Here is a 19,117-nt window from a genome sequence, read left to right on the forward strand (position 1 = left end):
TATTATTTTATCATCGCTCCGGCGAAACAGAGCGCAAATCTCGTTTAGAATTCATTCTAAAACATAGCGCTTGATCAAGGGTTTTTCGCCCGATAACGGCTCAATCGACAAGATTTCTAACATAACACGTCCGCCTGACCTGACTGTTTCGGCAGATCAGATCGTGTCGCCGTGCCAGAATTAGCCGATATGCTCTCATCTTCGTCCGAACTCAAAAGAGCCCGGCTCGCGCGGCGGCTCGTTTTACTGATAACCCTACTTCCGGTCGCAACCACCGCGGCACGCGCCGAGGATGCACCCGACGCGTCCGTCCAGCTCGATACGCTCTCCGTGGAGTCGCACGGCCCGGCAGGGGCGGGCGGCCTTCCGCCGTCCTTCGCGGGTGGGCAGGTGGCCCGCGGCGGCCGGCTCGGCCTGCTCGGCAACCGGGACTACAAGCAAACACCGTTCAGCACGGCGAGCTACACCGAGAAGTCGATCCGCGACAGCCAAGTGATCAGCGTCGGCGATCTCCTGACCCGGACCGATCCGTCGGTGCGCGCCGCGATCGGCAGCGGCAACCGCTACGACGCCGTCGCGATTCGCGGCTTCCGCATCGAGAACCGGGAATTCGCGCTGAACGGGCTCTACGGCCTCGTGCCGGATTACAGGATCGACCCGGCCCCGCTGGAGCGGGTCGAGATCCTGAAGGGTCCGGCGGCCTTCCTGTTCGGGGTGCCGCTGAACGGGGGCATCGCCGGCACCGTGAACGTCGTCACCAAGCGCGCGGGCGACGAGCCTCTGAACCGGGTCACCGTGGATTATGCCTCCTCGACGCGCGGTGGAGCCGAGATCGACGTGGCCCGGCACTACGGCGACGCGAAGCAGGTCGGGGTGCGGATCAACGCCGCGGGCCTCGGTGGCGACACGCCGATCGACCGCACCGGCCAGCGCAACGCCGCCGGCTCGCTCGGCCTCGACTACGCTGGCGACCGGCTCCGGCTCTCGGCTGACGTGATCTATCAGCACGACGCCTACGACAGCCAGACGCGGGGCGGCCTCCCGGCCCCGGGCCTGCTCCGCATCCCCCGGGCGCCCGACCCGCGCCGGAACATGTCCCAGGCTTACGATTTCTCCCGCTCCGACAGCCTAACCGGCCTGGCCCGCGCGGAATACGACCTGACCTCCGACATCACGCTGATCGGTGCTCTGGGCGTCAACAGCTTCACCTACGCCAAGCGGGAAAACCCTTCCTTCTCACTGCTCGACGTGACCGGCCTCACGAAGTCGAACTCCGTGTTCCAGACCGGGGATACCGCGACGATCTCAGGCGAGGCGGGGGCGCGAGCCCGGTTCGAGACCGGCGAAATCCGCCACGAGGCGGTGTTCACCGCGACCGTCCTCGACCAGTCCCTGTCGCTGGGTCAGATCACCTATCCCGACTACCTGACCAACATCTACGCGCCGGTGCGGCGGCTCTCACCCGGTCAGCCGGTCCTGAAAACCTCGTTCCCCCGCGGCCGGTCGAGCTACAACCGGCTGACCAGCGTCGGCCTCGCCGATACGATGACCTTCGCCGATGGGCTGATCGAGCTGCTGGTCGGGGTCCGGCGGCAGGAGATCGACGCCGGCAACTACGCACCGGTGACGGGTCAGGTCAGTTCCGCCTACGACCGCAGCGCGACGACCCCGGCCTTCGGCATCGTTCTGCGGCCGACGCAGGTCCTGTCGCTCTACGCCAATACGGTCGAGGGGCTGACCGCGTTGCGGGCGCCGGGCACCGCGGCCAACGTGAACCAAGTGTTCGCCCCGGCCCGGACCCGGCAATACGAGATCGGCTCAAAACTCGATTTCCAGACCTTCGGCGTGACGCTGGCGGCCTTCGAGATCACCAACCCAACCGGCACCACCGACCCCACGACCAACCGGTTCGGCCCCGGCGGCAGCCAGCGCAATCGCGGCTTCGAGGGGAGCGTCTTCGGTGAGGTGCGGCCGGATCTGCGCGTCATCGCGGGTGCGACGCTCCTGGACGCCCGCTGGGCGAAGTCGCCGGGCGGCGCCTACGACGGCAGCCCGGCCACGGGCGCGCCGCGCTTCCAGGCGACCACCGGGCTCGAATGGGACGTGCCGTTCCTGCGCGGCCTGACGGGCACCGCGACGCTCGTCTATACCGGCGCCTCCTATGCCGGCAGCGCCGCCACGGGCCTGAAGAAGATCCCGGACTGGACCTCGGTCGATCTCGGCTTACGCTATGCCACGGCGATCGGCGGCAAGCCCGTCACGCTGAGGGCGAGTGTCAGCAACATCGCCGACAGCCACTCCTGGATCGCCAACCCGAACGGCGCCCTGATCCTCGGGGCACCGCGCACGGTCTGGCTGTCGGCCTCGGTGGATTACTGATCAATCCAGCGTCCTGCCGAGCCGCCCGGCGAGATCCTGGATGAACTGGAACGCGGTGCGCCCCGAGCGGGAGCCGCGGGTGGTGGCCCATTCGAGGGCGTCCGCCCGCAGCGTCTCGGGCGGCACGGCGAGATTGTAGCGCTCCGTGTAGGCGGTGATCATCGCCAGATACTCGTCCTGGGTGCACTTATGGAAGCCGAGCCAAAGCCCGAACCGATCCGAGAGCGAGACCTTCTCCTCTACGGCCTCGCCGGGGTTGATCGCGGTGGAGCGCTCGTTCTCCATCATGTCGCGGGCGAGCAGGTGTCGGCGGTTGGAGGTCGCGTAGAACAGCACGTTCCCGGGCCGCCCCTCGATACCGCCGTCGAGCGCCGTCTTGAGGGACTTGTACGAGGTGTCGTCGGCATCGAACGAGAGGTCGTCGCAGTAGACCAGCCAACGGTGCGGATCCGGCCTCAACAGCGCCATCAGGTCGGGCAGGGCCTCGATGTCCTCGCGGTGGATCTCCACGAGCTTCATCGGTCGCGATCCGGCGGGCCGGCGGGCGTTGATCTCCGCATGGGCCGCCTTCACCAGCGACGACTTGCCCATGCCGCGGGCGCCCCACAGCAGGGCGTTGTTGGCCGGCAGGCCGCGCGCGAAGCGCTCGGTGTTCTCCACCAGGGTGTCGCGGGCGCGATCGATGCCGGTGAGCAGCCGCATCTCGACGCGGGCCACCTCGGGCACCGGAGTGAGCCGGCGCTCCGGTCCCCACAGAAAGGCGTCGGCGGCGTTCGGGTCGAAGGCCGGCGGGGTCGGTGGCGCGGCCCGCTCCAGCGCGGTGGCGATGCGCTCCAGGAGCGGCATCAGGGTGTCGAGGGTCGGGGCGCTCGTCATCGGATCGGGGGGTTCGGGTTCACGGCGGTCAGGGGCCGGTTCTACGGGGAAGATCGGCGGAAAGCATCCGGTTGCGGATGCATGGCGCAACCATCCGAACGCGAACCGCGATCGGGCGTTGGAGACTTCGCGAGGATCGGAACGATAGGCCTCCGACCGGCCCTCGCGATGGCTTGAGGAGATCGATCGCGGGCCCCCTCTCCCGCACGGGAGAGGGGGCCCGTCGCATCACTCAGATCGTCGCTCGACTTGCCTGAACCGATGACGAGGACAGCGATGGACGCGGGACCGACGATCCGAATCACCCAGGTCGACGCTTACGTCTTCACCGTGGATTTCGGCGCCGCTCTGCCGGCGCTCGTCACCGACGAGGCCCCCCCGATCGGCGGCGGGACCGGGCCGTTCCCCGAGCAGATCCTGATCTCCGGCGTCGCGAACTGCCTCTGCGCCAGCTTGGTCTTCGCGCTGGGAAAGTTCCGGCAGGACGCGCGGGGCGTCGTCGCCGAGGCGCAATGCCGGATGGACCGCAACGCCGAGGGCCGCCTGCGCATCGCCGGAATCGACGTGCGGATTGGCCTGGGTGCAGTCGCCGCCGAGATGCCGCGGATCGACCGGGTGCTGGAGCAGTTCGAGCGGTTCTGCACCGTCTCGGAGAGCGTGAAAGACGGGATCCCAGTCTCCGTCTCGGTGACGGATCGCGACGGAAAGAGCCTGAAATGAGCCCGCCGGCGGAAAGATCCGCCGCACGGCGCATTCCCGCAACGCGAACCGGTCGGCCGAACCGGATGAGGAGACGCCATGTCGGAGACCCGTGAGCCCGCCCGCGCCCCCGAAACGCTGGCCGCCCTGTTCAACCAGCGCGCCAATGCGGGCGACGTGGATGGGCTCGTAGCCCTCTATGAGACCGACGCGGTGCTGGCAGCCGGCCGCGTGGTCGCCACCGGACACGCCGAGATCCGCAGTTTCTACACCGACCTGCTGGCGCGGAAATCCGACTTCCCGAGCCCGGAGACCCTGCCGCCCCTGCGCACCGGGGCGCTGGCCCTGACCTTCGCCCGGCTGCCCAAGGGCGCCTTCTCGGTGGAGGTCGCCCGCGAGCAGGCGGACGGGACGTGGCTCTGGGTGATCGACCAGCTCAAGCTCGCACCGCCGAAGGACTGACCGGCGCGCGCTTGTCCGACCGGACGCGATGCGGCAAAGCGAGGCCCGCGCGCCGACGCCGCGCGACAGACCCGAGCCGACTCGATGCACGACATCCGCGCCATCCGGGACAACCCGGACGCCTTCGACCGCGACCTCGCCCGCCGGGGCCTCGCGCCGCTCTCGGCCGACCTGATCGCGCTCGATGAGGCGCGGAAGGCGTCGGTTTCGGCCGCGCAGGCCAACCAGGAGCGGCGCAACGCGCTCGCCAAGGAGATCGGCGGCGCCAAGAAGGCCAAGGACGAGGATCACGCCGCTGCGTTGATGGCAGAGGTCGCAGAGTTGAAAGCGGCCGAGCCGGAGTTGAAGGTTGCGCAGGAGACGGCCGACAAGGCTCTGTTCGACCGGCTCGCCGCGATCCCGAACCGGCCGAAGGCCGATGTGCCGGAAGGCGCCGACGAGCACGGCAACGTCCTCTACCGCAGCCACGCCTCGACCCGCGAGCGGCTGACCGAGGGCAAGGAGCATTTCGAACTCGGCGAGGCTGCCGGGCTGATGGATTTCGAGGCCGCGGCCAAGCTGTCGGGCTCGCGCTTCGTGGTGCTTAAGGGCCAGCTTGCGCGGCTGGAGCGGGCGCTCGGCCAGTTCATGCTCGACCTGCACACGCAGGAGCACGGATATCTGGAAGTGACGCCGCCGGTGCTGGTGCGTGACGAAGCCATGTTCGGGACGGCGCAGCTACCGAAATTCGAGGACGATCAGTTTTTCGCCGCCAATGTTGGTGAGATTGATAGCGGAGTTTCTGACGCTATCGCTTATCTTGACTCCGTTGATCCGGTCGCAAAGTCGGAGAGCGAGGCGGCGGCGGCTGCAAAACAGAATGAGCTGCGCGGTATCCGAGAGATAGTATTGAAGCATTCTCGCCGATGGCTCGTTCCCACCGCCGAGGTGCCGCTTACGAACCTCGTCCGCGAGTCGATCCTCCGCGAGGAGGAACTCCCCCTGCGCTTCACCGCGCTCACCCCGTGCTTCAGGGCCGAGGCCGGAGCGGCGGGGCGGGACACCCGCGGCATGCTGCGCCAGCACCAGTTCAACAAGGTCGAGCTGGTCTCGATCACGACGCCGGACGAATCCGCCAACGAGCACGAGCGGATGCTCACCTGCGCGGAAGCGGTGCTGAAGAAGCTGGATCTGCCCTACCGGGTGATGACCCTCTGCACCGGCGACATGGGCTTCGCGAGCCAGAAGACCTACGACATCGAGGTCTGGGTTCCGGGCCAGCGCACCCACCGCGAGATTTCCTCGTGCTCGGTCTGCGGCGAGTTCCAGGCGCGGCGGATGAACGCCCGCTACCGGGGCAAGGACGGGAAGCCCGCCTATGTCCACACCCTCAACGGCTCGGGCGTCGCGGTCGGCCGCGCGCTCATCGCCGTGATGGAGAACTACCAGAACCCGGACGGGAGCATCACGATCCCGTCGGTGCTCCACCCCTACATGGGCGGGCTCAACCGGATCGAGGGCACCCGCTGATGCGCATCCTGGTCACCAACGACGACGGCATCCACGCGCCGGGACTCAGTACCCTGGAGGAGATCGCCCGCGAGTTGTCGGACGACGTCTGGGTGGTGGCGCCGGAGAGCGACCAGTCGGGCGTCTCGCACTCGCTCTCGCTCAACGATCCGCTGCGCCTGCGGCAGGTCTCGGAGCAGCGCTTCGCAGTGAAGGGCACGCCGTCGGACTGCGTGATCCTGGGCGTGCGCCACATCCTGGCCGATCACGGGCCGGACCTCGTCCTGTCAGGGGTGAACCGCGGCCAGAACGTCGCCGAGGACGTGACCTATTCCGGCACGATCGCGGCCGCCATGGAGGGGACGATCCTGAGCATCCGCTCGATCGCCCTGAGCCAAGCCTACGGGGCGGGCGGGCGCGGCGCGCTCAAATGGGATTGCGCGCGGACGCACGGGCCGAAGGTCATTCAGAAAATCCTCGAGACCGGGATCGAGCCCGGCATCCTGGTCAACGTGAATTTTCCGGATTGCGAGCCGGCCGACGTGCAGGGCATCGCGGTGGCGGCGCAGGGTTTCCGCAATCAGGCGCTGCTATCGATCGACGCCCGGGTCGACGGGCGCGGCAACCCGTATTTCTGGCTGGCCTTCGCCAAGGCCCGGTTCGAGCCGGGTCACGGCTCGGATCTGAAGGCCATCGCCGAGAAGCGGATCTCGGTGACGCCCCTGCGCCTCGACCTCACCGACGAGCCGACCCTGACGCGCTTTGCGCAGGCGTTTGCCGAGTGATCGAAAGGACGTCGATCGATCTCGGCAGCCTGGAGGCGGCTGCCGGAAACGCGGCCTTCGTGATGGCGCTCCGGGGCCGGGGCCTGCGCGACACCGCGGTGCTCCGGGCGATGGAGCAGGTGCCGCGGGAGGCTTTCGCGCCCCAGCAGTACCGGGAGCATGCCAGGCGGGACATCGCCCTGCCGCTGCCCTGCGGCGCCTCCATGACGGCGCCGTCCACGGTGGCGGTGATGCTGGCCCTGCTGCGCGTCGAGCCGGGCCAGCGCATGCTCGAGATCGGCACCGGCTCGGGCTACGTGACGGCACTGCTCGCTCGGCTCGGGGCCGGCGCGGTGCTGAGCCTGGAGCGCTCCGTGACGCTCGCGGTCGAGGCGACGCGGCGGCTGGCTGCGCTGCCGGAGGCGCATGTCGTCCGGGCGGACGGGCTCGCACAGGAGCTGCCGGATGGCGGCTTCGACCGGATCCTCGTGCATGGCAGCGTGGAAGCGATCCCGCCGCATTGGCGCGCGGCGCTCGAACCCGGCGGCCGGCTCGTGACCGGCCTGAGCGGCAATGGGATCTGTCGGGTGGCGGTCCTGGCATCGCCGGAGGCCGAGCCGGAGCCGGGTGCGCTGGTCCGACTGCCGGCGCTGATGCCGGGGCTGGCGCGGGTGCTCTGACAGGGTGGGCCTTGCATCGCGAACGCAGACCCCTCATCCTACCGGCATGACGGTCGATGCGCTTTACATTGTAAGACGCAATGAGCTGGGGTCGGATCTCCGGGATCTTGACCGCGTCGTGCTGACGGCTGCCGCGACGACGGATTACTGCGTCGCGATGGAAGCGGGCACCGAAGGAACTATCGTCGGCATCTGGCGTGACGGCGAAGCCTACGAGGTCGAGTTCGCACAGCCCAGTGGCGCGCTTGCCACCGTCGAGGCGAGAGATCTGCGCCTCGTGAAACGCGCCGCCCCTTGAGCCTGCCGAACTGGTCGTAAAACTAATTGCTCGATCCGCGCAAGATCGACGGCTATCTGCTGGACGAAACTCACATTGAAGGCGGCTCGAAAGCACGGTTCTTCAAGCGCTTCGGCTTCGGAATCGGCGACCCGCTGATCCTTTCCACGTCGCTGCTCGCTCATCCATCCGAAGATACGTTTGTCGGCAAAACGGTTTCCGCACGCGGGGACGTCAAAGTCATCTTCGAGGGACCCATCACGACGCCGGACGGCCGCAATCCCCATGTGCGGACGGTGTGGCGCATCGATGCCCGATGGAACGCCCATTTCGTCACGGCTGTCCCGATGACCGGATGACGGCGCGTACGGTTCGTACCGTTGCGCTGGGTCTACCGACGCTCAACGGTAGCTCAACCCACCCGCCGCGCCGCCCGCCACAGCCGCCACAGCCGGCGCCAGCGCGGGAGCTCGACGGGTGTGTTGAGCGGATCGTAGGACGCCCGTTCCATGGCGGCGAGATACGGCTCCACCAGGGCGACCGGCAGGAAAGCGGCTCCGGCCGAGGGCGCGATGGTCGGGCGCGCCGCTTCGAAGGCCTTGAGGTGCTGCCGGGCGAGGGCGCGGAGGTCAGCGCAGGCCCGGAGCAGGCCGGGACCACCACGGCCCGTGACGATGTCCTCGCGGGTGACGCCGTAGCGATCGAGGATCTCGGTCGGCAGGTAGACCTGCCCCGAACGGGCGTGCCAGGGCATGGCGCGCAGCAGGCCGGCGATGCCGTAGGCGACCCCGGCATGCCCGGCCGCCCCCGCGCCGCCCGGCTCGGTGCCGTTGCCGATCACGAGGCTCGCCAGCCGGAACAGCGCCGAGGCGGTCTCGCCGCAATAGCCCTCCAGGTCGTTCACCCGGGGCATCGGATCCTCGTAGAGGTCGAACACCCGGGCATCGATCAGGTCGACGAAGGGCTGGCGGCCGAGGCTGTTCACCCGGATCGCCTCTTCCAATGCAGCAGCAACCGGGTTGGCGCGGACGTCGCCCCGCGCCTCGCCCTGCAGGGCGTCGCGCCACCATTGCAGGCGGATCTCCCCGGCCATCGGGGCCGAGACGGCCTCGCGCACCCGCGCGATGGTCAGCGAGAAGGCGTAAAGCGCGAAGAGGTGGGGGCGGGCGGCGGCCGGCGCGAACAGGGTCGCATAATAGCGGTCCGGATCGCCGTCCCGCACGAGGCCCTCGCAGTGGGACTGCGCAAAGGCGAGCCCGGTCTCGGCTGTCTGGCCCTCCACCTCCGGCATCAGGCCACCGCGATCAGGGCGGCGGCAACCTTACGGTTCTCGGCCACCAGGATGTTGTAGGTCCGGGCGGCGGCCCCGGTCTGCATCACGTCGAGCCCGACGCCGAAATCCTTGAGCCAGCCGCGCAGGACCGGATCGATCGCCGCGATATCGAGGCCGGTGCCGACCAGCAGCAGCTCGATCCCCGCGGACTCGGCCTGGACCGGGCGGAGCGCCGTCCGGTCGATGCCCCGCGGCTCCGTCACGTCCCAGGCGCGCACGCCGGAGGGGAGCATCAGGATCGAGCCGCGATGCGACATCCCGGCGAAGCGGAAGCCGCCATTGCCGTAGGTGTCGATGATGTGGCGCCCCGGCACGAAGCCGGAGTCGAAGGTCTTCGGATTTGGCTGATCGGCCATCGCGGAAAAAAGACTACTCCGCCGGTTGCGGGACGCCGGAGCGCTCTGACGCCGCGCGGGCACCCGAGAGCATCAGCCCCAAATAGATCAACACCGGAGTCGAGATGAAGATCGCCGAGTAGGTGCAGATCAGCACGCCGCAGAGCATCACGGTGGCGAAGCCCTTGATCGCCTCGCCGCCGAACAGCACCAGCGCCAGCAGCGACAGGCCGGACGAGATCGAGGTCATCACCGTGCGCGACATGGTCGAGTTGATCGACAGGTTGAGCAGGTCGACCGTCGGGATGGTCTTGTACCGGCGCATGAGCTCGCGGGTCCGGTCGAACACCACCACCGTCTCGTTGAGCGAGTAGCCCACGATGGTGAGGATCGCCGCGATCGAGGTCATGTTGAACTCGATCCGGGTGATGATGAACACGCCGACCGTCAGCACGATATCGTGGAGCGTGCCGACGATGGCGCCGAGCGCCAATTCCCGCTCGAACCGGAACCAGAGGTAGAGCAGCACCGCCACGACGGAGAGTACGACGCCGAGCGTGCCGGACTGCACCAGCTCGCCGGAGACGCGCGGGCCGACGGTCTCGGTGCGGCGGAAATCGTAATCCTGGTCGAAGGCGGCATGCGCCTTGTTCATCACCGCGGTCTGGCCCTGCTCGCCGGGCTGGAGCGGCAGGCGGACCAGCACGGTGCCCTGGTTGCCGAGTTCCTGCACCTCCGGCTCGCCGAAGCCGAAGCCGGCGGCCGTATGGCGGATCCCCGCGACATCGGCGGTACCGGACTTCGCCTGCAGCTCGACCAGGGTGCCGCCCTTGAAGTCGATGCCGAAATTCAGCCCGACGGTCAGGAACAGCACCACCGTGGCGAGCGAGAGCAGCGCCGAGAGCGGGAAGGTGAAGCGCCGGAATCGCATGAAGTCGAAATGCGATTCATCGGGCCAGAGGCGGAGCAGGCGCATGGTCGTGTCTCTGTTCGCGGACAGTCGCGACGAAAGGTCGGCGAGGCGCGGGTCCCCTCTCCCGTTCGGGAGAGGGACAGGGTGGGGGTCGAGAACTCTCAGAATGAAGCGCCTCGTGGGCGCATCGATCCTGTGGCTCGATCCCGAGACTTCCGGTCCCTCACCCCAACCCTCTCCCGCACGGGAGAGGGGGTCCGTCGCGCCGTCCGCGCTTCCTGCGTCGACCCTCCAAAAAAATCAGAACGGCAGGGCCTTCGGTCGGAAGGTCTTGTACCACACCGCGATCATCATCCGTGTCAGCGTCACCGCCGTGATGACCGTGGTCAGGATGCCGAGGATGAAGACCACGGCAAACCCCTTCACCGGGCCCGAGCCGAGGAAGAACAGGATCAGGGCGGCGATCGCCATGGTCGAGTTCGAGTCGATGATGGTGGCGAAGGCCCGGTCGAAGCCAGCCTGGAGCGCCGAGATCAGCGAGCGTCCGGCCCTCTGCTCCTCGCGCATGCGCTCGTAGATCAGCACGTTGGAATCCACCGCGGTGCCGATGGTCAGCACGATCCCGGCGATGCCGGGCAGTGTCATCGTGGCTTCGAGCACCGACATCAGGCCCAGGATCAACCCGACGTGGACCATCAGGGCGATGTTGGCGATGAAGCCGAAGGTGCCGTAGGTCGCGAACATGAAGGCGACCACGAGGGCTGCCGCCACCAGGGTCGCGAGCTTGCCGGCCTGGATGGAGTCGCGGCCAAGGCCGGGCCCGACGACGCGGCGCTCGACCACGGTGAACTTCGCCGGCAGCGCACCGGCCCGGAGCAGGACCGACAGGTCGTTGGCCTGCTGGACCGTGAAGTTGCCGGTGATCTGGCCCGAGCCGCCGGTGATCGCCGAGCGGATCACGGGGGCCGACACCACCTCGTTGTCGAGCACGATCGCCATGCGCCGCCCGACATTCTCCGAGGTCGCCTGACCGAAGCGCTGGGCGCCCCGCAGGTTGAACTTGAAGCTCACCATCGGCTCGTGGGACTGCTGGTCGAAGGACGGCTGCGCGTCGGTCAACTCGCCGCCATCGGCCATGACCCGGCGCTCGACCGGGACCTTGGCGCCCTTTTCGTCCTTGGAGGGCAGCATGTCGACGTCGCCGGACGGACTGTCGGCCAGCATGCGGAATTCGAGCTTGGCGGTAGAGCCGAGAAGCTTTTCCAGGCGCTCGGGATTCTGCTCGCCGGGCACCTGGATCAGGATCCGATCAGCGCCCTGCTGCTGGATCGACGGCTCGGTGGTGCCGGTCGAATCCAGGCGGCGCCGGATGACTTCGATGCCCTGGCTGACGGCCCGCCGGGTGCGGTCGGTGATGCCGGCATCGGTGAGCGTCAGGCGGATCAGGCCGCCGGGCTGCTCGGTGACGTCGAGGGTGCGCGCGGCGGTCTGGCCGATCGACGTGGTGATCGGCAGCGACAGGTCCTGAAGCTTCGGCAGCACCTTGGCGCGGGCCGCGTCATCCGCGATCTTCACCTGCACGCCGCGCTGGAGCAGGCCGATGCCGCCATCGGCGCGAACGTTCTCCTGCTGGAGGGTGCGGCGCACGTCGTCGCGCAGCGCCTTGGCCTGGGAGGCGATCAACTCGTTCTGATCGACTTCGAGCAGGAGTTGCGAGCCGCCCTGCAGGTCGAGACCGAGCACGATGGCGCGCGTCGGCACGATCCAGGTGGGGAACCATGGCGGCAGGCTGGCGACGAAGCCCTTGCGCTGCTCGGGGGAGAAGAAGCTCGGCACGGCGAGCATCAGCCCCACCAGGATCAGACCCAGCGTCGCGATGATCTTCGCACGGGAGAAGCGCAGCATCGGTCGTCTTTTTCTCTTTTGGGCCGGCGCGTTACGCCGGCCGTTTCAATCGGGAAATCAGGCAGCCTTCACGGTACCCTTGGCGCGGACTTCGGAGATCATCGAACGGACGACCCGCACGCGGACGTTCGGGGCGATCTCCACCTCGATCTCGGGCTGGTCGTCCGACGCCTTGGTCACGCGTCCGATTAGACCGCCATTGGTCACGACCGTGTCGTCCCGGCGCACGGCCTTCAGCAGGGTCTGGTGGTCCTTGACCCGCTTCTGCTGCGGTCGCAGAATCAGGAAGTACATGATCACGAAGATCAGGACGAACGGGATCACCTGAAAGGCGATCTCCGCTCCGCCAGCGGCCGTAGTGGCCCCTTGCGCGAAGGCGGGGGTGATCAACGAGCGTCTCCTGCAAATGGCGATCGGGCCTGCCGCCGGTTTTCGGCGCTGACAGACCTATCGAAAAGCGCGCGGACTATAGCCAGGGGCTTCCCGAAAGCAACGTCGAAGCGACGGACCCCTGTGAGGCCGTCAGAGAAGAGCGCGCACTGCCGCCACGAAGGCGTCCGGCGCCTCCTGCGGAAAATTGTGGCCGACCCCCGCGACGATCTCACGCCGATAGGGGCCGATGAAGTGACGCGCATCGATGTCGGTCGCGGACGGCGGCCCGACGCCATCATCGGCGCCAAGCAGCGCGATCGACGGCACCGCGATCTCCGGCTGCGCCGCAAGCTGCGCGTCGATCGCGACCAATCCCGGATCACCTGGCACGAGGCCGAAGCGGTGGTGGTAGGAATGGACCACCACGTCCACGAAATCGGGATTGTCGAAGGACCGGGCGGTCTGCGCGAAGGTCTCGGCGTCAAAGGCCCAGCTTGGCGACCAGAGCTGCCAGAGCAGGCGGCAGAACGCTTCGCGGTTAGCCGCCAGCCCGGCGCGGCCGCGCTCGCCGTGGAGGTAATACTGATACCAGAGCCGATGCTCGGCCTCCGGCGCGACGGGCCGCCCGGCGGCCGGGATGTTCTGGATGTTGTAGCCGACGCCGCAACTCACCAAGCCCTTCGCCCGGTCCGGCCAGAGGGCCGAGACCACGCAGGCCGCCCGGCCGCCCCAATCGTAGCCGGCGAGCACGGCGTGGTCGATGCGGAGGGCGTCGAGGAAGGCGAGGAGATCCGCTCCGAGCGCAGCCTGTTCGCCCGAACGCGGCGTAGCGAGATCGAGAAATCGCGTCGGGCCGTAGCCGCGCAGGTACGGGATCAGGCAGCGCACTCCGGCAGCGGCGAGTTGCTCGGCGGCGACGTCGTAGGCGTGGACGTCGTACGGGAAGCCATGGAGCAGAACGGCAGCCGGTCCGTCCGGCGGTCCGGCTTCCCGATAGGCGACCTCCAGCACGCCGGCGCGCACACTTTTCATGACGAATCTCGCTGCTTCGCGCCGCGCAGCTTACGTGATCCGCCGTGGATTCGCTGCATGCGCTTGCCGGCAGCGTTTTGCGCCCGACCTTTCGACACGCAACGCAAGCGTGACGGGGGACGATGATGGGCCTGCTGGATGGTGCGAAGAACCTGATCGGCGATGTCGTGGCCGCAATGGACCGCGCCCTGGAGGATACCGGCAGCGGCAAGCTGACCTTGGCGCTGGCGAAATTCTATCCCGGCGGCCTCGTGGCCTTCCTCGATCGCCTGCGCGAGACCGGCCACGGCGGGGCAGTGGACTCCTGGCTGTCGGCGGGGGCGCTGCCCGAGGAACGGCAGGCCGTTCCGACCTCCGCCGTCGCGGCCTGCCTGCCCGACGCGGTCACCACGCGTCTCGCCTACGACCTCAGCATCCCCGAGGGGCGGGTGGCCACCGCCCTCGCGGAGTTCCTGCCGGCCGCGGTGGCGGCGCAGAGCGAGAACGGTGCGCTGAAGCCGCAGCCGAACTTCAGCACGCAGATCCGCTGAGCTACGGGACGGCGCATCGCATCAGGGGCGGGGCGGTCGCGCAGCTCAGGTAGCAGCTCTGCTTCTGGAAACAGAACCAGGACAGCTCGCCTCTCTTGAGGCAGGCGCCCCCGCAATGCCGGTAGGTGCCGTAAAGCGGGCGGACGAACACCGCGTCCGCTAGGGCGCGGTCCTGCGTTGCCGGCCCGGCGGTCTCGGCCGGCAACGCCAAAGCCGCACTTGCCCAGAGCGCGAGCAGCAGGGATGGGGCGAGAAATCTCATGACCGGGCGACCAGGGAGCGGGAACCGGGTCGGCATTCCGGGCCAAGCTGGCGGCGCTGTCGACTAAATTGCGGTTCACGCGGGGCCGGCCTCCCCCGGTCGGCAAAGTGCCCTAGACTGAGATTGGACTGATTGATCGACGGGGGACCCGTATGAGCTTGCTCGACTCACTTGGCGGCGCGTTTGGCGGCTCGCTGGGCCAGATGGCGCTGAAGGCCTTGCCCGGCATCATCCAGCAGGTACTGCCTGGCGGCCTCAACACGCTGCTCGATCAGTTGCGCCGATCCGGCTACGAGAGCCAGGTGAATTCCTGGCTCGGCCGCGGCCCGAACGAGCCGATCACCGCGGACGATCTGCACAAGGTCCTGGACAACGAGCAGGTTCGCCAGATGGCGCAGAAGCTCGGCATCCCGATGGATCAGCTTTTCCCGGCCCTGGCCGAGGCATTGCCGCAGGCCGTGGATCACCACAGCCCCGACGGAACCTTGCAGGAACCGAAGGCCTGAGCCTCCGGAAACGAAAACGGCGGTCCCTCGGGACCGCCGCTCGCTTTGATCGGAATGGACCGCTCAGTTGCTGGCGAGCTGGGACATCGGGTCGACCGGCGCGCCGCCCTTGCGGATCTCGAAGTGCAGCTGCGGCGAGGTTACGTTGCCCGATGCGCCGGACTTGGCGATCACCTGGCCGCGCTTGACCTTCTCGCCCGGCTTCACGTCGAGCTCGCCGTTATGGGCGTAGGCCGAGACGTAGCCGTTGGCGTGACGCACCAGCACCAGCTTTCCGTAGCCCTTCACGTCCGAGCCGGCATAGGCGACGGTGCCCTCCTCGGCGGCCTTGACGGGCGTCCCCTCCGGCACCGCAATGTTGATGCCCTCGTTGCCGGAGGTACCGTAGCCCGAGATCACCCGGCCCTTGGCGGGCCAGCGGAAGCTCTCGGAGGCGTCGGCGACCGAGCCGGTGGCGGCAGGCTCGGGCTTCGCCGGAGCGACGGGCGCGGCAGCCTTCGGCGCCTCCTTGGCGGCAACCTTCTCGACCTTCTCGGCGGCGGCGGCCTTCTGCGCCGCCTCCTTGGCGGCCTTGGCCTCGGCGAGCTTCTGGGTCGCCTCGGCCTTCGCGGCGGCCTTGGCTTCGGCCTTGGCCTCCATTGCCTTCGCTTCGGCCTTGGCCTTCGCCTCGGCCTTCGGGTCCGGCTTCTTCTCGTCGGCCTTGGCGAGCTGCCCCGGTCGGACATGACGCGGCTTGTCGTCCGCCTTCGCATCCATCTTCGCGGCTTCCTTCACGGTCTCCTTGCGGGACTTGGTGTCGGCAACCTTGCGGGCGGCAGCATCGCGCGCCAGCGCTTCCTTGCGCTCTGTCTCCTTGTCGGCGACCCGCTTGGCCGCTTCCTTGGCCGCTTCCTTGGCGGCCTCCTTGGCCTCCTCGCGCTTGGCCTCGTCACGCTTGGCCTCTTCGCGCTTCGCCTCTCGAGCGGCATCCTCGCGCTTGGCGGCCAGCTTGCCCTCGACCTGCTTGGAATCCTCGCGCTTCTCCTCCGCCGCCCGGGCCGGGCGGGCGGTCATCGGAGCGGCGGCCGGGTTCATGCCCGAGGCGTTGTAGACCGGAATCACGATCTGCCGCCCGGGGGTGATCTGGTTGGCACTGGTCAGGCCGTTGGCCGACAGGATCGCCGAGGCGGGAACGCCGTAGCGGGTCGACATCTGGTTCAGGCTGTCGTTCTGCGACACGGTGATCTGGGTGCCGCCCTGGGCGTTCCAGCCGACCTGCCCGGTCGACGCGACGCGGGTCGCGGGCGCCGACGCATGGGGCTGGATTGGGGCCGCAACGCTGGCGGTGCGCGATGCTCCGGGGGCGCTTAGCGCCTCCGACTGGATCCGGCCGGTGCGGACCGGAGGCACGGACTTGAGGCCGCCGTCCGGCAGGCTGCCGGTGGCGGCCGGCTCCGAATCGAATGGATTCGAGAACGGGTTGCTCAGGCGCGACGCGTCCGAGGAACAAGCGGCTGCCGCCCCACCGATGATACCGATGAGGGCGACCCGCGACAGCGTCCGCAACATCCGACCCTTACCGCGCACCCGCATCGACGCACCCGTTTGCCTGACGCAACTTGATGCCCCAATGAAGACGGATTCAGGTTAAGCAACCGTTCCCGTTCCGCACGACTGTGCCCCCCTCACCGAGGGCGGCGCTGTATTCGCGACCCATTTCAGGATGATCGCGGGGGGCCTGACCGTGCCTTTTCTGCACCGTCCGGCACCCCATCTCGGAGAGATGTTTACCATCCGCGCCGCCCGCGCCACCCTCAGCGACCTGCCCGGAATCGACACCGCGCGCCTGTCGATCGTGGCGCTGCAGCCTGAGGATGCCGACGCCGTGCGCCGGCTCACGGACGACCCGGCGATCACCGCCGCGGTGGATTTTCTGCCGACACCCTTCACGCTGCAGGACGCCCAGGATCTGATCCTGAGCGGGCGGCGGGGACAGGACCGCTTCCTGGGCGCCTGGATCCGCGGGACAGGCCCGGCAACGGGGACCTTCGGGGGTGACCTTGTCGGCGTCGTCGGCACGCATCTGCGCGGCGCCGGCGTGATCGAGATCGGCTACTGGATCGGCGGCGCCGCGCGCGGACGCGGCTTCGCGTTCGAGGCGGTTTCGGCGATCATCGACCTTCTCGTGAGACGCTTCCCGAGCCGCACCATCGTGGCGGAATGCCGCCCCGCCAACGTCGCGTCCTGGGGGCTTCTGGCGAAACTCGGGTTCCGCGACACGGGTGAGGAGGGCCACCGGCCCGGCCGGCGGTTGCTCCGGCGGACTTAGAGCGCTCTGCAGCGAAGGGGACATTGGTCCGGCGGAGAAGCGCGTCACATCGCAAATTGAGAGCCGTATGCGATCAAGCTTTGCTCTCGCATCCGGTCATGAGACCGGGCGCCTCGATGTGCGGGCCGCTCAAGCCGCGGCAGCGGCCTCGGGGACGGCCGATTCGACGGCCTGGCGCTGCTTCTTCTTCCGCCGCTTGCCGATCGTCATGGGCGGCTCGTCGGACGGTATCCGCTCGGCCAGGGCGAACTGGTGGAGCGCGTCCACGGCCTGATTGTCCTGGGACCGCGCCTCGATCAGCGCGTAGAACGCCGCGCGCACGATATCCTTCTTCGAAGCCTCGGGATGCTTTTCGCGGACGGCCGCGCGCAGCGCCTTCGGCGTCATGCCCGGCACCGCCAAGCTCCAAAGGGTGGCGGACAAAGCCTCCATCACGAACATCTCCAAGTTTCCCGATCTGGCCGCAGCCCGATAGCGAGGAGAAGTACATGACATTGGCATGGACATTCAAGTGATCATCCAAACATTGTTTCACTTACTAAGCACAAAATTGTAATAACGGACTACTTACATCAAACAATATATGCTGATACGGATTAAATATTCCGCATATTGGTATCCACACGCAGAGGCCTAAAAGAAATCGAAATAAAAAAAGCCCCCGTCTCGTGGACGGGGGCTTCTAGCGGCCGCCGATGCGGCCGGTCTGAGTTGCGGATCAGAAGGTGATGCCGGTCTCGACCATGTAGCGGTCTTGGGAGGTGCGGTTGCCGGTCCGGCCGAAGCCGGTGCCCAGGCTCCCCTCCGCGAGGTTGCCGCGGGTGATGTTGCCGAGTTCGACATGCGCGTACTCGACCCGGAAGAAGTACCGGTCGAACGTGAAGGTTGGCGTCACGGTTACCGAGAAGGCGTTGCTGCCGGCGCCGAAGCCCAGGAGGTTCGGGGTCGATCCACCCCGCACGCCGGTCTGCTCCGTGTACTCGACGCGGCCCGCCAGAGAGAAGTTGTCGGTGAACGAGTAGGCCGCCAGCAGGGCGCCGCCGTAGGTCGACGCGGAGGCGTTGATGCCCACGCGCGGATCGCGTTCGACGTTGGTGAACTGGAAGTACGGCGAGATGATCCACGGACCATTCGCGTAGGTGTAGTTGATGTCGAAGATGCCGCTGTTCTGCTGGAAGCCCGGCGTCGCGAACTGGTAGCGCGCGCTCCGGGCGAAGGAGTTCGTCCGGCCGAGGTTGAGGCCCCCGTTCACGCCGATCGTGTTGTAGTCGTCGAGCTTGTAGGCGACGTTTCCGGTGAACCACGTGATCTCGTTGGAGAAGAACCCATCCGTGCCGGCCAGCGACACCGACAGCGGGCCGCTGCTGTAGTTCACCTGAACGCCCTGGTTGATGAAGTTCTCCTGCACGAACAGGAGGCCGCGGTTGATGTTCAGGTTCTGGTAGGTGAACAGCAGTTCGCTACCGATCAGGGTGAACAGGCGGCCGCCCTGGATCGACCACTCGTCGTTGATCTGGATCTTGCCGAAGGCGACTGGGACCGGGCCGAACAGCAGGTCGGTCTGCGTGAAGGTGCCGAGGGTCGGGAAGCCGAGCTGCGGGATCGAGTAGCCGCCGGCCTGGATGTAGAACTGGAACGCGCCCTCGGGCTTCTGGATGACGCCCTGGATGTTCGAGAAGTCGAACCGCGCGGAGCGATCCCGATCATCGGGCGCCGCCGGCGTCGCGAACGACTTGAACGGATTGGTCTGCGTGTAGCCGTAACCCGTCACAGCGCCACCGACATAGAGGTCGCCCAGCGGGCCTGCGGCGAAGCAGGTCGGGTTCGGGTTCGCCTTGATCACGCCGCCGTAGGTCGGGCCGAGAAGCGTCGCCTTGCACGGCTCGGCCGGGGGCGCCACGGGCACGGGGGCCGGCGCAGCCAGATCGGCCGCCAGAAGGCTGGTCGAAGACAGCAGGACAGCGGCAAGGCCGGACAGGGTGGATCGGGTCAGCAT

Annotated in this window: 22 protein-coding genes; 11 read left to right on the plus strand and 11 right to left on the minus strand. The window is 67.8% G+C overall.

The window, feature by feature from the left end:
* Window positions 1–330: 330 nt before the first annotated feature.
* Window positions 331–2,379: a TonB-dependent siderophore receptor gene (locus tag OXS49_RS07210; protein ID WP_267423028.1), complete on the plus strand. Its 2,049-nt coding sequence runs from the start codon at window positions 331–333 to the stop codon at window positions 2,377–2,379.
* Here OXS49_RS07210 and OXS49_RS07215 read toward each other — a convergent pair whose 3' ends face one another.
* Window positions 2,380–3,255 (minus strand): ATP-binding protein, encoded by an 876-nt coding sequence (locus OXS49_RS07215; RefSeq protein ID WP_244008344.1) that lies wholly within the window; start codon window positions 3,253–3,255, stop codon window positions 2,380–2,382.
* A gap of 276 nt (window positions 3,256–3,531) precedes the next feature.
* Here OXS49_RS07215 and OXS49_RS07220 point away from each other — a divergent pair, with 276 nt between their 5' ends.
* From OXS49_RS07220 to OXS49_RS07250, 7 genes are all read left to right on the plus strand, one after another.
* Entirely contained in the window at window positions 3,532–3,975 is a 444-nt protein-coding gene (locus OXS49_RS07220; protein WP_244008343.1) for an OsmC family protein, read from the plus strand.
* 78 nt (window positions 3,976–4,053) lie between these two features.
* The gene (locus OXS49_RS07225) at window positions 4,054–4,416 is read left to right on the plus strand and encodes a ketosteroid isomerase family protein (protein ID WP_244008342.1); all 363 of its coding nucleotides are present in this window, start codon (window positions 4,054–4,056) and stop codon (window positions 4,414–4,416) included.
* A gap of 84 nt (window positions 4,417–4,500) precedes the next feature.
* A complete protein-coding gene (gene serS, locus OXS49_RS07230; RefSeq protein WP_267423038.1) occupies window positions 4,501–5,925 on the plus strand; it encodes a serine--tRNA ligase in 1,425 nt (474 codons plus the stop codon).
* Window positions 5,925–6,689 carry a 5'/3'-nucleotidase SurE gene (surE, locus tag OXS49_RS07235; protein ID WP_267423040.1) on the plus strand — a complete coding sequence of 255 codons (765 nt, stop codon included), beginning with the start codon at window positions 5,925–5,927 and terminating at the stop codon, window positions 6,687–6,689. The genes serS and surE overlap by 1 nt, the downstream gene beginning before the upstream one ends.
* Before the next feature lie 62 nt (window positions 6,690–6,751).
* Window positions 6,752–7,348 carry a protein-L-isoaspartate O-methyltransferase gene (locus OXS49_RS07240; RefSeq protein ID WP_267423135.1) on the plus strand — a complete coding sequence of 199 codons (597 nt, stop codon included), beginning with the start codon at window positions 6,752–6,754 and terminating at the stop codon, window positions 7,346–7,348.
* 46 nt (window positions 7,349–7,394) lie between these two features.
* Window positions 7,395–7,646 (plus strand): DUF4926 domain-containing protein, encoded by a 252-nt coding sequence (locus OXS49_RS07245; RefSeq protein WP_267423042.1) that lies wholly within the window; start codon window positions 7,395–7,397, stop codon window positions 7,644–7,646.
* Window positions 7,647–7,672: 26 nt separating this feature from the next.
* Complete coding sequence (locus OXS49_RS07250) at window positions 7,673–7,984, plus strand: DUF6883 domain-containing protein (RefSeq protein ID WP_244008338.1); 312 nt, start codon at window positions 7,673–7,675, stop codon at window positions 7,982–7,984.
* A 53-nt stretch (window positions 7,985–8,037) separates the two neighbouring features.
* On the opposite strand, the gene OXS49_RS07255 is transcribed toward OXS49_RS07250, so the two are convergent.
* The 6 genes from OXS49_RS07255 to OXS49_RS07280 form a co-directional block, all read right to left on the minus strand.
* Window positions 8,038–8,916 (minus strand): phytoene/squalene synthase family protein, encoded by an 879-nt coding sequence (locus OXS49_RS07255; RefSeq protein WP_267423044.1) that lies wholly within the window; start codon window positions 8,914–8,916, stop codon window positions 8,038–8,040.
* Window positions 8,916–9,314 (minus strand): MTH938/NDUFAF3 family protein, encoded by a 399-nt coding sequence (locus OXS49_RS07260; RefSeq protein ID WP_267423046.1) that lies wholly within the window; start codon window positions 9,312–9,314, stop codon window positions 8,916–8,918. The genes OXS49_RS07255 and OXS49_RS07260 overlap by 1 nt, the downstream gene beginning before the upstream one ends.
* 13 nt (window positions 9,315–9,327) lie before the next feature.
* A complete protein-coding gene (secF, locus tag OXS49_RS07265; RefSeq protein WP_244008335.1) occupies window positions 9,328–10,269 on the minus strand; it encodes a protein translocase subunit SecF in 942 nt (313 codons plus the stop codon).
* 237 nt (window positions 10,270–10,506) lie between these two features.
* Complete coding sequence (gene secD, locus OXS49_RS07270; protein ID WP_244008334.1) at window positions 10,507–12,111, minus strand: protein translocase subunit SecD; 1,605 nt, start codon at window positions 12,109–12,111, stop codon at window positions 10,507–10,509.
* A gap of 57 nt (window positions 12,112–12,168) precedes the next feature.
* Entirely contained in the window at window positions 12,169–12,501 is a 333-nt protein-coding gene (gene yajC / locus OXS49_RS07275) for a preprotein translocase subunit YajC (RefSeq protein WP_244008333.1), read from the minus strand.
* Window positions 12,502–12,633: 132 nt separating this feature from the next.
* On the minus strand, window positions 12,634–13,515 hold the full coding sequence (locus OXS49_RS07280; RefSeq protein WP_267423051.1) for an alpha/beta hydrolase: 882 nt from the start codon (window positions 13,513–13,515) through the stop codon (window positions 12,634–12,636).
* Window positions 13,516–13,637: 122 nt separating this feature from the next.
* Here OXS49_RS07280 and OXS49_RS07285 point away from each other — a divergent pair, with 122 nt between their 5' ends.
* Entirely contained in the window at window positions 13,638–14,045 is a 408-nt protein-coding gene (locus OXS49_RS07285; protein WP_244008331.1) for a YidB family protein, read from the plus strand.
* 1 nt (window position 14,046) lies between these two features.
* Here the strand turns inward: OXS49_RS07285 and OXS49_RS07290 are convergent, their stop codons facing one another.
* Window positions 14,047–14,307: a hypothetical protein gene (locus OXS49_RS07290; RefSeq protein ID WP_267423052.1), complete on the minus strand. Its 261-nt coding sequence runs from the start codon at window positions 14,305–14,307 to the stop codon at window positions 14,047–14,049.
* A 152-nt stretch (window positions 14,308–14,459) separates the two neighbouring features.
* Here OXS49_RS07290 and OXS49_RS07295 point away from each other — a divergent pair, with 152 nt between their 5' ends.
* Window positions 14,460–14,813, plus strand: coding sequence for a YidB family protein (locus tag OXS49_RS07295; protein WP_267423054.1), 354 nt, complete (start codon window positions 14,460–14,462; stop codon window positions 14,811–14,813).
* A gap of 63 nt (window positions 14,814–14,876) precedes the next feature.
* On the opposite strand, the gene OXS49_RS07300 is transcribed toward OXS49_RS07295, so the two are convergent.
* Complete coding sequence (locus tag OXS49_RS07300; RefSeq protein ID WP_267423056.1) at window positions 14,877–16,385, minus strand: peptidoglycan DD-metalloendopeptidase family protein; 1,509 nt, start codon at window positions 16,383–16,385, stop codon at window positions 14,877–14,879.
* Window positions 16,386–16,575: 190 nt separating this feature from the next.
* On the opposite strand from OXS49_RS07300, the gene OXS49_RS07305 reads away from it, so the two are divergent.
* Window positions 16,576–17,121, plus strand: a complete 546-nt coding sequence (locus tag OXS49_RS07305; protein WP_267423058.1) for a GNAT family N-acetyltransferase — start codon at window positions 16,576–16,578, stop codon at window positions 17,119–17,121.
* A gap of 129 nt (window positions 17,122–17,250) precedes the next feature.
* On the opposite strand, the gene OXS49_RS07310 is transcribed toward OXS49_RS07305, so the two are convergent.
* Both OXS49_RS07310 and OXS49_RS07315 read right to left on the minus strand, forming a co-directional pair.
* The gene (locus tag OXS49_RS07310; protein ID WP_346016935.1) at window positions 17,251–17,553 is read right to left on the minus strand and encodes a hypothetical protein; all 303 of its coding nucleotides are present in this window, start codon (window positions 17,551–17,553) and stop codon (window positions 17,251–17,253) included.
* A 286-nt stretch (window positions 17,554–17,839) separates the two neighbouring features.
* Window positions 17,840–19,117 carry a porin gene (locus OXS49_RS07315; protein WP_243920413.1) on the minus strand — a complete coding sequence of 426 codons (1,278 nt, stop codon included), beginning with the start codon at window positions 19,115–19,117 and terminating at the stop codon, window positions 17,840–17,842.

The organism is Methylobacterium sp. GC_Met_2 (assembly GCF_026540795.1).
In the GTDB taxonomy this organism is placed as follows: domain Bacteria; phylum Pseudomonadota; class Alphaproteobacteria; order Rhizobiales; family Beijerinckiaceae; genus Methylobacterium.